This is a genomic window from Acinetobacter sp. 1125_18A (assembly GCF_052824985.1).
In genome coordinates, this window is the sequence record NZ_VTDG01000005.1 from 148142 (window position 1) to 160748 (window position 12607).

At 40.2% G+C, this 12607-nt stretch carries 8 protein-coding genes; 3 read left to right on the plus strand and 5 right to left on the minus strand.

What is annotated here, in order from left to right:
- The first annotated feature begins 35 nt into the window (after positions 1 to 35).
- Together FY049_RS11035 and FY049_RS11040 are read left to right on the plus strand one after the other, a co-directional pair.
- Positions 36 to 374: a chaperone modulator CbpM gene (locus FY049_RS11035; protein ID WP_004725521.1), complete on the plus strand. Its 339-nt coding sequence runs from the start codon at positions 36 to 38 to the stop codon at positions 372 to 374.
- Positions 375 to 496: 122 nt separating this feature from the next.
- Positions 497 to 766, plus strand: a complete 270-nt coding sequence (locus FY049_RS11040; RefSeq protein WP_004725519.1) for a YdcH family protein — start codon at positions 497 to 499, stop codon at positions 764 to 766.
- Positions 767 to 773: 7 nt separating this feature from the next.
- On the opposite strand, the gene FY049_RS11045 is transcribed toward FY049_RS11040, so the two are convergent.
- From FY049_RS11045 to rpsO, 3 genes are all read right to left on the minus strand, one after another.
- Positions 774 to 1997 carry a magnesium transporter CorA family protein gene (locus FY049_RS11045; protein WP_303576669.1) on the minus strand — a complete coding sequence of 408 codons (1224 nt, stop codon included), beginning with the start codon at positions 1995 to 1997 and terminating at the stop codon, positions 774 to 776.
- A 148-nt stretch (positions 1998 to 2145) separates the two neighbouring features.
- A complete protein-coding gene (gene pnp, locus FY049_RS11050; protein ID WP_171066865.1) occupies positions 2146 to 4233 on the minus strand; it encodes a polyribonucleotide nucleotidyltransferase in 2088 nt (695 codons plus the stop codon).
- Positions 4234 to 4488: 255 nt separating this feature from the next.
- A complete protein-coding gene (gene rpsO / locus FY049_RS11055) occupies positions 4489 to 4758 on the minus strand; it encodes a 30S ribosomal protein S15 (RefSeq protein WP_004725514.1) in 270 nt (89 codons plus the stop codon).
- A gap of 269 nt (positions 4759 to 5027) precedes the next feature.
- On the opposite strand from rpsO, the gene FY049_RS11060 reads away from it, so the two are divergent.
- Positions 5028 to 6326, plus strand: a complete 1299-nt coding sequence (locus FY049_RS11060) for a serine hydrolase domain-containing protein (RefSeq protein WP_446083720.1) — start codon at positions 5028 to 5030, stop codon at positions 6324 to 6326.
- 634 nt (positions 6327 to 6960) lie between these two features.
- Here FY049_RS11060 and recD read toward each other — a convergent pair.
- Together recD and FY049_RS11070 are read right to left on the minus strand one after the other, a co-directional pair.
- Complete coding sequence (recD, locus tag FY049_RS11065) at positions 6961 to 8721, minus strand: exodeoxyribonuclease V subunit alpha (RefSeq protein ID WP_446083721.1); 1761 nt, start codon at positions 8719 to 8721, stop codon at positions 6961 to 6963.
- Between the two features lie 96 nt (positions 8722 to 8817).
- Positions 8818 to 12606, minus strand: coding sequence for a UvrD-helicase domain-containing protein (locus tag FY049_RS11070; RefSeq protein WP_446083722.1), 3789 nt, complete (start codon positions 12604 to 12606; stop codon positions 8818 to 8820).
- Position 12607 lies beyond the last annotated feature (1 nt).

Genomic DNA, 12607 nt, shown 5'->3' on the forward strand with positions numbered 1-12607 from the left:
AGATACCAACATAGCCTTGCTAAAGGAGAGCAATCATGACAACTATTCAATATCGTGAAATTGTCTATGACGGTTTCCATGATGCAGAAATCGTGGATGAAAACCTAAATCTAGATCTCAAGCACTTTGCTGAGGCATGCGGTCAAAGTCCGGATTGGATTTTGCAATTGCTTGAATATGAAATTTTACCTGCACGTCCTGAAGACCGTATTCATCAATTTTTTGGAGAAGACATCTCACGCGCACGTCGTGCTTATCGTTTACAACGTGACTTTGAAGCCAGTTTATCTGCCGTTGCAATGATGATGGATTTACTTGATGAAGTTCAACAATTGCGTAAACAAGTCAAACATCTTCACCTTCATACTCATTAATTCATTTCAAAATGTTAATGCCTAGTGACAGGTTAATATTTAACCTGTCATGATGGAGAACTTGTCTCTCCGTTTTTGTTTTTTCGTTTAGAATTTTCTGACAAAGAGGTTAATGAGCTCTGATGAATTCGAAAGTAATGAATAAAAAGTTGAAACACATGTTCCCAGAACACCGCGATCTCATGTGTAGTTTAAAACAAGAAGATCCGCATTTTGCTAAACTTTTGATTGACCACGATGAACTTGATCGTGAAATCAGTCACCTTGAGCTTGATCCACTCAATCATATTCATGAAAATATTGAGCAGCTCAAGCGGAAAAAATTAAGATTAAAAGATCAACTCTACTTAATTTTACAAAAGACAGCTCAGATAAATCCTCAACTAGAATAATGCTTAATTATTTCAGTTTTGTGATTTTTTCGACTTCTTTCATGGTTTGTTTGATCGGTTCATAATCTAAAAACCAGAGTAAATTGACGTGCTGATTTTTATGTTGTTGTGCCAACATATCAATCACACTTCTTTCACCACGTCCAACCAAATGACGGCGGTAAAAATAGATTAACAGCCCAATCGTACAGCCCAACATCACACCCAGCATCACCCAGAAACCTATCGGGCTACGTAGACCTGGAATGAACTCAAAATTCATTCCATATACCCCTGTTAATAAGGTTAATGGCGCAAACACCGCAGTAATAATCGCAAGAATTCGCATATTCTCATTGGTTTGATTGGCAATGGCAGAAAAGTGTAAATCTATTGCAGTTTGAATTGCGGTACTTAAGCGTACCGTATATTTTTGAATACGCTCAACATGGCTAACCAGATCATCCACGCGAACCAACATAATATCTTGCTTTTCAGTGCGCTTTTTACCTTTTAAATGCGCATAATTTTCAACAATTTCATCTCGAAGTTCCTGTAGGGAATCTATTTGTTCTTCGCACAAATTTTCAATTTGTTGAAAAACCAGATTTTCCTGAAACAGTTGATGCCACTTGGTAAAGCGGCGATTGCCTTGCAAAAGTTCTTGTTGCCAGAATTCAACCCGACGAGACAGAGGATTACGTAAATCCAAATAGCCATCAATCATACTATTCAGCAAGCGTAGTGCTAAATCTAAAGGCGTAGTCGGTAATTTACGTGGTTTATTTTGTTCTTCTAAACTCTTATTCATGATATTGAAAATACGTGCAAGATAACTTTCAAAGGCATGGTTGCCCTTTTCATGAATGGTGATTAAAGCTTGTGAAGTAATAATAAAACTGACTGGCGAGGACGCCAAACCAAAAACACGATCATGCTGTTCAAGGGCATCTTCGCCACTATCGATTTGATCATCTGGGGTAATTAATTTACGAAAAATCAATAAATCATAATCTTCCATTGCATCAAATGCGCATGGATGTTCGATATTTAAAATATCTCGAATATGGTATTCATTGAGATGAATTTCAGTCGAATTATAGATTTCTTTTTGCCATAGCTCAGCACGATTGACCACATCTTCACGGGTACAATCCACCCAGACAAATTGTTGCTCTGCATTAAAAACAGGTTCTTTTTGTATACAGGTATAAGGTTCATCTGTGTGTTGAAAAAAATAAAAGCTTTGCATATTCACGATATTTTTGGTCTTTATTGTTATGCATCATGCCATAAAAAAAGCCCTGAGCAAGCCAAAGTTGTAACTTTGGCGAAGCACAAGGCAGTCTTTTCTGTATTAAATTTTAATCAAACCCTAAAGGATTTAAACCTTGCAAATATTATGCTTGGTCTACATCTTTCATGGTTAATTTAATACGACCACGGTTGTCTACGTCAGCAACTTGAACTTTAACGTCTTGACCTTCAGCCAAAATATCAGTCACGTTTGCAACGCGTTCGTTTGAAATTTGCGAGATGTGAAGTAAACCATCTGTACCTGGCATGATATTTACAAACGCACCAAATTCAACGATACGAATCACGCGACCAGCATAGATTTTACCTGGTTCAACTTCAGCAGTAAGCGCTTGGATTTTTGCAATCGCAGCTTGAGCAGCCGCTTTCGTTTCACCAAATACACGGACAGTACCGTTATCTTCGATATCAATCGCTGCTTTTGTTTCTTCTGTGATTTGACGGATTGTCGCACCACCTTTACCAATCACATCACGGATCTTATCAGGATTGATGTTGATCACTTGGAATGTTGGCGCATGCATAGAAATTTCAGGACGTGCACGTGAAATCACTTGGTTCATTGCATTAAGAATATGCATACGACCTGCATAGGCTTGATTCAACGCAACTTCCATAATTTCTTCTGTGATACCTTCGATTTTGATATCCATTTGAAGCGCAGTAATACCATTTGCAGAACCAGCAACTTTAAAGTCCATATCACCTAAGTGATCTTCATCACCTAAGATGTCAGAAAGAACAGCAAAACGCTCGCCTTCTTTTACTAGACCCATTGCGATACCCGCAACTGGCGCTTTAAGAGGAACACCTGCATCCATAAGTGATAATGAAGCACCACATACAGAAGCCATTGAAGATGAACCATTTGATTCAGTAATGTCAGATACAATACGAATCACATACGGGAAGCGATCAGCTGGTGGAAGAACAGCCTGTACACCACGACGTGCTAAACGACCATGACCAATTTCACGACGCTTAGGACCAGATTCACGACCTGTTTCACCTACAGAATATGCAGGGAAGTTGTAATGCAACATGAAGTTGTCAGTTTTTGTACCAGACAAGGTATCAACCATCAACGCATCACGTGTATTACCCAAAGTCGTTGTAACCAACGCCTGAGTTTCACCACGTGTAAATAATGATGAACCATGAGCACGATCTAACACACCCACTTGTACGTCTAATCCACGAACAGTTTTAGTATCACGACCATCGATACGTGGTTTTCCTGAAAGGATGTTGTCACGTACAGTACGGTATTTAAGATCTTCAAATAATTCGTTTAAGTCATCTGCAATACCAGCTTCGTCATTTTCAGGAACGAATTGAGCAGTTGCTTCAGCTTGAAGTGCATCTAAAGCAGCATAACGGTCATGCTTAACAGCAATGGTATACGCTTCAGAGATTTTAGCTTCAAATGCATCTTTTAATTTTGCACGAAGATCTTCGTTTTTAACTGGAGCAGTCCAAGTTGATTCTGTTGCACCAGCGGCAGCAGCAAACTCTTTAATCGCTTGGATCGCAATTTGCATTTCGTCATGACCGAAAAGCACAGCGCCTAACATTTGGTCTTCTGAAAGTTCTTTTGCTTCAGACTCAACCATCAATACTGCAGATTCTGTACCTGCAACGACAAGGTCAAGGTCAGATTGAGCAAGTTGTTCTAAATTTGGGTTAAGTACATATTCGCCATTGATCAAACCAACACGTGCACCACCGATTGGACCACGGAAAGGTGTACCAGCGATTGCAAGTGCAGCAGATGTACCTAACATTGCAGCAATGTCAGCGTCCATAGTTTTGTCTGAAGACACAACTGTTGCAGTAACTTGGATCTCGTTGTAATAGCCTTCTGGGAACAACGGACGAATTGGACGGTCAATTAAACGAGAAATTAAAGTTTCTGCTTCTGAAGCACGGCCTTCACGCTTACCATAACCACCTGGGATACGACCCGCAGCATATTGTTTTTCTTGATAGTTAACTGTAAGTGGGAAGAAGTCTTGACCCGCTTTAGCAGTAGGTTGTGCAACAACAGCAACCAGTACTGTTACGCCCCCCATTGTAATAAGAACCGTGTTTGCTTGACGAGCAACACGACCTGTTTCTAGTACAACTTGATGTTGACCATATTGAAATTCTTTACGAATAACATTAAACATTGACATGTATTTTTGTTTCCTAATTTTATTCTAGTGGAGACCCCTAAGGTTTGGCATTCACATCAACCGCATAAATGACAAAGCTTAGAAGCCGACCTCACTAGACAATAAATCTTTAGTTAGACTAATTTTAAACACGAAGAAGGAGCGAATATTCGCCCCTTCCCTTTTATCCAGTAAATACTGGATAGACTTTAGTTTTCATCAGTACAGCATTCAGCATGCAATAATCCGAAAATAAAAGTTTAAATCGAATTAACGACGTAAACCTAAAGCAGCAATCAAATCGCTGTAACGAGTAGCATCTTTACCTTTAAGATAGTCAAGAAGCTTACGACGTTGGTTAACCATACGGATCAAACCACGACGGCTATGATGGTCGTGTTTGTGTTCTTTAAAGTGACCTTGCAAATCATTGATTTGAGCAGTCAATAAAGCAACTTGTACTTCAGGTGAACCAGTGTCATTTTCAGCACGAGCGAATTTTGCAACGATCTCTGCGCGATCTGCGTTTGTTAAAGCCATTCGATTTCTCCGAGATGCTTAATTTAAATATTTGATACAAATCAAATTGATTCTTCAAAATCAATTTAACTGCCGTGCATCACTACAGCAGTCGCCTATTTTAAAGGAAGTGGGGTGAGATTGCAAAAATATCGTACAACCATATGCCATAAGGCTTAATTGCAAAACTATTGCATTTTTTTTACAAATCGCATGGCAATTGGGACACTGACATCATGCTCAACTCAGTTCACACTGCCGTGGAATAAAAATAATCATGGAAAAAGATTGTGAAATTGTTTTCAACCAATACCTGCTATGTACCCAAGGACTTAAACAGTATCACGCAGCGCAAAAATGAAGTTTCTCCAGAACTGGGAGGGATGACCCAACAACAAATTGAAAAGATTTGGCAAAGTATTGAAAACCTGTATCAAACAGGCAACCATCCCCTGATCACCATGTGCTTGAGACGCAAAGGCGAGATTATTCTCAATCGTAGTCTGGGTTATGCGTCAGGTAATTCTGCTGATGGTCTGGCTTCAGATGCGGTACTTGCCAATCCAGACACCCCGATTTGCCTATTTTCAGCATCAAAAATAATTACAGCAATGTTGATTCACATGTTAGATGAAACAGGTGCAATCAATCTGTTAGATCCAATCAGTTATTACATTCCTGAATATGCACAAAATGGCAAGCGCCGTGCCACAATTTTCCATTTATTGTCCCACCGTGGTGGAATTCCACGGATAGAAATGGAAGTCACCCCAGAACTGCTTTTTGACAAAGATCAAATTTTACAACACCTTTACGCTGCACAACCCATTTCACCTGCTGGTACGCATTTGGCTTATCACGCTGTTACTGCAGGCTATATTTTAGGTGAATTGATTGAACGGGTAACAGGACAAGATATTCGTCAGTTTTTACATGAACAGATTGAAAAACCGATGGATATGCAGTTTTTTAACTATGGCTTAAAACCAGAATATAGAGATCAAGTTGCTTTAAATTACCCGACTGGTGTACACCCTAAACTCGGCACAGACTTATATTTAAACCATGTGCTCGGTGGCGGCTTACAGCTTGCTGTCGATGTGACCAATGATCCACGTTTTATGGATACGGTATGCCCTGCTGGCAATATTTACACCAGTGCTGAACAAGCCAATCGCTTCTTTGAGATGTTATTGAATGGTGGTCAATATAACGGCAAGCAAATCATGAGTCCTGAAACGGTATTCCGCGCAACTTTGCCCACATCAACCACCAACATCGACCGAACCTTACTTGCACCGATGCGCTATGCTTTGGGGCCTATGCTCGGCAGTAACCCAGTGGGTATATTTGGGCCAATGACGGGGCAAGCTTTTGGTCATTTAGGCTTTTCCAATATTCTCTGCTGGGCTGATCCAGAGCGTGATATTAGTGTCAGTATTTTAAATACAGGCAAAGCTGTAGTTGGAACACATATTCCTGCTCTGGCGCAAACGCTTTATCAAATTTCTAGCCAGTGTCCTAAGATCCCTAAAACACAACGTCGAGCATTATTTGGCACAGATCGAACAGAAACCGAATTGGTTTAAATTGTCAGTTTAAACAGCGGTTTTGGTTTAAACGCAACAGATAAAATATGAAAAAGCCCTAAGATTACTCTTAGGGCTTTTCCTTTGCGCTGTAGTTTCTTGTTTAGTTATTGTGCTTATCTTATTTATAGTATTTGCTTGTACCCTAAGCAGTTTTTGTTTTTGTACATGACACTTATTTCACAACCATGTGACTAATTATGTCCTTATGTGACTTATTATGCCTGTGACAGACATTGAACAGAAGTCGCATTTACCGCAAGATTATGTGAGAAATAACGTACATAGAGGCAATGGCTGTAGCGTTTTAAAAAACCTATTAAATTTAAATAATTTGATTCTCTTTGAAGTAAAAAATTCAGAATTTAATTTCAATAAAAAAGCCCTGTAGTCTCTCCCAAAACTACAAGGCTTAGCGGCTGTAAGTTTCCTCTTATCACTTACTTTCATGTAAGTTCGCAGTCTCACGACTTTAAATTGTTATTATTTTGCGATTTTACTCAACGATCCTTGCTGAGTTCTTTATGGCTTCATCATCTCAAAAAGTAACAAGAAGCTCTATGCGCAAATCTCTCGAATTCATGTAAGCAATTTCGTACATAGAGATAAATTATCAATAAAAACTACAAAATAACTATGCCGTGTTAATCATGCTAACCAATCCACTCATTCTAGTTGTGGCAGTGTCTAAAGCGTGGATAAATGCTTGTCGATCAACCAGTAAACTCACCACTGATTTGGCCCGTGTGATGGCGGTATAAATCAACTCTTGGCTCAACAAACGTGTTGCTGCAACATCCAAAACTACGGCGGTATGGGTGAATTCTGAACCCTGAGACTTATGGATGGTTAAAACAAAAGCGGTTTGCATCGATTTAGGCAAACGCGTTGCAGCAATCCATTTGTCTAAACTGGGGAAATAGACTTCAAATCGATCAGCATGCTGGCGATGTTTTAGACAAATTCCGATATCTCCATTGGAAAGACCAAGTTGATAATCGTTATAGCTCATCATCACAGGACGCCCAACATACCAGTCACCATAACGAGCCAATGTTGGAAGATATTCAAATAATGCTTTTTCCATTTCATGGTTTAAGCTATTCAATCCCAATGTGCCGTGCCGAACAGCCGTTAAAATACGATAGAGGTCAAACGCTTGTGTCACCGCTTCAATCTGATGATGAGGCTCTTCGGCCATCAGATAGCTGTTTAAACTTTGAAAATAAGCTTGAAAACCTAAACTGAGTTTTTGGTAATACTGGATTAGATCTGTTGGCAAAATCTTTTCAGGCAGATATTCAAGCTGAATCACATCTTGCATATTTACTTTGAGTTCAACTGGTTTAAGCGCACTCGCCTCAACAATCTCTTGCTCAAAATTCGCCAATAATTCTGCACGGTCTATACTTTGATTTTTCTGCGTTTGAATAAACTGTGCCATTTTTCCAATTAAGGCACCATCTTTAAAGCGTTGGCTGGTCTTTAGATTGACCTGATTGTGCTGTAATGATTGTACATTCTGTAAATCTGCCAACACCGAACCGACATCCACAGAAGCCAACTGATTGGCATCACCCAAAAGAATTAAACGGCAATGGTCAGGAATGGCTTCCAATAACATCGTGGCTAAATTTAAATCTAGCATCGATGCTTCATCAACCACGACCACATCATAAGGCAATGGCTGTCGTAGATTAAAACGAGGAATATGCTGATTTCCCAAGCCCAATAACCGATGCAAGGTCATGGGATTAAATTGATGTTGGTTCAGTCCAAAACTGTGTAGTTTTGGATCACTCAATGATTTTTGTAGTGCTTCCCCCATTCTTTGTGCGGCTTTGCCTGTGGGCGCAGCCATTGCAATACGAATATCAGGAAGGGTTTGCTGCAATACTGCAATGATTCTGGCCAAAGTATAGGTTTTACCTGTACCTGGTCCGCCAGTAATAATATTAAAAGCATTGCCTGCCACCATAGTTAAGGCAGCTTTTTGATGTGGATCGGTGAGAAGCTGATCAAATGCAACAACATCAACATGTTGAATATTCTGCTGTTTTAACCGTGCCACTTGTATCGCTAAACGGCGCTCAAGCTGCCAATAACGATATAGATAAATCAATCCATGCTGTTGCACAAATGGTGCAACCACTGTTTCAGCTAAACCATGTTGTTCAATATCAGGCGCTACAATCAATGGCTTTAATAAAGCGGTGTTTTGCGCCTCTGCGGAGATACAGCTATCCCCTTGTGTGGTCGCCAATAAAATTTCTTGTACTAATTCAAGTGTCTGTTCATCTAATCCTGAAGCTGTGGAATACTGCGCTAAAATGTATTTACTCCATGTCTCAATCCATTGCGGGACTTGGCTTTCTAAATCCTGTTTATTTTCCACACGGTTATCCTCAGAGTTATCTACAAGGTTTTCAACAGAGTTATCCACAGAATAACTTATTGTTTGCAAAGATGTTCAAGCAACTATTCACACGATTCAAATGGATTTATCCTCAGTAAAATAGCCCAATATGGCATCAAGTCTTAAAATAAATTCCGTCGTGGGTCGCCAGAAGTAGTAACCTTGTCCACTTTGACCATTCATACCACGTAAATACAAATAGGTTGCGCCTCCCAGATCACGATCAATTTGATAATCTTCGAGCTGGATTTTCAAATAACGATGCAATGCCACCAAATACAAAGAAGCCTGTAGCCAATAACTGGCATGTGACATGCTGTCCTGAACAGCGTCAAAGGAATAACTTTGCTGATCTACACCCAAAAAATTACTTTTATAATCGGCGATATGATATTGCTGACCATCAAAAAACACCAAATCAATTGACCCATTTAAATAACGTGCTGAATTGGCATCTTTAAACTCAGGCATTGCAATGGCATGCTCATCAAACAATTGATGTATACGTTTAATTGCCAAAACTCGATCTGAAAGAGCCAGATAAAATGGAAACTCAGCTAAATGCTCATGTGGTTCAAGTTGCCCCATTTTAAAATGACTGAGAATCGGAGTCGATAAAACATCCTGTAGCCACTCAGCCATCCAATCAATCAGCGTCTCTTCTACAGCGTGTTCTGTTTGAGAAACGCCCTCACTCGAATTGTCGTTGAGAAAAGCCTGCTGATATTTTTCCAGTAACTCCGTCCATAAACTTGAATAATCATTTTTAAAGCGACGACGTATTTCCAAACGCCAATAATGCGTATCTTTAAAATCAATATGCTCAAAAATTTCATGTAGGAAATTTCCTGCAATTGTACCCATTGGGAAATTGGCTTTGATCCATGCAAGCGGTTGACTAGGAACCACATCTGTAATGATTTCAACAATGGGTTGTTGAATTTCATCTTCTGCTCGATCCTGTTTTTGTTCAGAAACGGCCAAAGCATCCTGAATTTGTTGCCGAGTTAAATGCTGAGCCAACGCACTAAAACTGGTTTTACCCCGCGGATAAAAACGTTGAGTAGGAAAGGCTTGTGCAAGTAAAGGCAATTGGACTTCGCTCTTGGATTTTTCTAAACGTGGTGGGCGTTCGGTCAATAACGCTTGCATGGCTGTTCCTGCATGCTGAAACGTATTTGCGCCCTGACCACGCCAAAATGCCAGTCCTGTTGTAGATTTTTCCTTTACATCACTCAGCATCGCGTACACCCGATAACTGGCACGGGTCAATGCCACATACCACAACCGGTGATGTTCTGCTAAAGCGCGCTCATTGTGCTGCTCAATGTCTTTTTTATCGAGTAGATTGGCATCATTGATCGCCACCACACGCTGTTGTTCATTCTGTCCTGTTCGTACATTCAGCTGTTCAACCGTCGAGAAATTCAGCGTTTTATTGATCTCTTTAAAGTCTTTATCAGCGCCCAATAAAAACACAAACTTAAATTCAAGCCCTTTGGATTGGTGAATGGTCATCAACTGAACCCCTGCCTCATTGGACAGTTTCCGTTCCATCTCCCACTCTCTCTCCATCGGTGAAGTCAGTTGTTTTAAATACCAATGATAAAGATTTTGTGCACCTTGATAATCTTCACTGTGCTGGCTCAATAACTCTGTTAAATGACGTAAATTCACCACCACACGTTCATTGTCACGACTGTGTTTTTCCACCAATTTTGTCCAGACAGAAAATTGGTTAAGCAGATATTGCCAAGCTGTTAAAAACCCTTGATTGAGCCACAGCTCACGAATCTGATCGAACAGTTCAATATAGACACTCAAACCATCAGCATGCTGTTCCAAGGCAATCAATGCTTTTAAATCAAAGCCGATCAGGCGGCTTAACAAAGCCCGTTTTACTTTGGCTTCATGATAAGGATGCAAAACTGCAGCAAGCACAGCCCCAACATCACCTGCTATCTGACTTTCAAAGACACTTTTTTTCGAGGGGCGACTGGTTCGAATCCCTAAAAATTCCAGCGCGGATTGTGCTTTATCTAAGCCATCATGGTTTTTAGAGAGGATGGCGATATCATTTTCATCTACTGCACGATGCACTGATTTTTCAATAAAATATAAACTGCCTTGAATCCCCTGATTGAGTAGCTCGCGAATTTTCCATGCCACTTGTTCAGCTTCTTGATTTTTATCTTCAAGCTTGATCCACCTTAAAGGCTGTGGATTGACATGGCCTTGATCCAGTAAATCGGGATGCGGACGAGGACCTGCTTGTACTGGGGTATACCAGACCTGTTCACCAAAATCCATTTGGCGTTGAAATAAGGCATCAACCACTTCAACCAAAGGCTTGACTGAGCGATGATTAAAAATCAGATTATATTCATGCCCTGCTTTGCCAAACACATCCTGATGTGCTTTTAAAAAGGTCAACATGTCCCCACCACGGAAACCATAAATCGCCTGTTTACGGTCTCCGACCATGATCATACAACCCTGTTTGACACGGTTGGGATGCCGCCAAATTTGTGCCAACATATCATCTTGATCTTGGTTGGTATCCTGAAATTCATCGACCAGAATCAGTGGATAACGCGCATGAACAAAGGTCGCAAAACGCTGACCTTGTTCACCTTGCAAAGCCTCTGCAAGGGTACGAATTTGTTGTGCAAAGGTGGTTTCACCCTTTTGCTGTAACACTTGAGGTAAACGTGTTTTAACTTCTTTTGCCAAATAGTATTTTAAGAATGTATTGGTTCCAAGCAGTTGATTTTCATATATCTCAATCTGCGCATAAATACTGAGTAATTGTTGAATAAGTGTGTGTTGATAAAAATCGGATTGTACATTTTCAGGTGCGGCTTTTTTAAAAATTTGCTGCTCCCGAATCACCTTAATCAAGGTTGCAAAGTCGGACTTTTCAGCACTCAGCTTTGAACTTAGATAATGCTTATAGTCATGCTGTTGTAGGGTTTGAATAATTCGCGGCAAGCTCTTGGCAAAAATACGATTCAATCGATCATTTCTAAATTTTGTCCCATTCGCAAATTTATAAAACTCACCATCCAATAAATAATAACTTTGCAAAGTCAGCAATTGATCCAGTTGAATCTTGGCAAGCTGTTCAATCGCCTGTTGGAATAGCTGAACATCTGCATTGGAAAATTTAGGCTCAATAAAATTTGCCGAGGCAAAATTTAAGCTTTGTTCCACCGTTGCAACATAATAATCGACCCCATGTAACTCGCCCGCAAACATCAAGCTATCCACAATATCTTGGGGCTGTTTTTGAATCCATGCGCGAAGTACATCGTGAATCAGTTGCTGGCTATAACTTTTCGCATCATCAGTAATTTCAGCCCGCTCGATTTTGCCACTTTCAAAAGCAAACTCACGCAGTAATTTCTGACTAAAACTGTCTAAAGTCCCAACAAAAAGTTCATCCAGCTGATCAATCACCAATTTCAAGCGTTCACAGGCATACGCAATCCGTGAGGCAAACATCTTTAACACTTTAGAAAATAATGGATCTGACTCTTGGGCTGCTTTGGTCAAGACTTGCGCTTCGGTTAATTCACGACATGAGTCAAAATAGCGGTATGTTTCCTGTAATCGTAAGCGAATACGTGTTTTCAATTCTGCCGCAGCTTTACGGGTAAATGTGGTCGCAATGACTTGGCTCGGTAAGTATTTTTCTAAAAAAATCCGCACCATCAAGCTTGAGAGCGTATAGGTTTTGCCTGTACCTGCAGAAGCTTCGATCCAGTGCAATCCAGCAAATTGCATATCTTCAATCGGCTGAATCGAAACTTTTTTGGCTGTGCCGTTTTGTGCTGCTGGTAACTGTGAATTTACGGAAGTCATG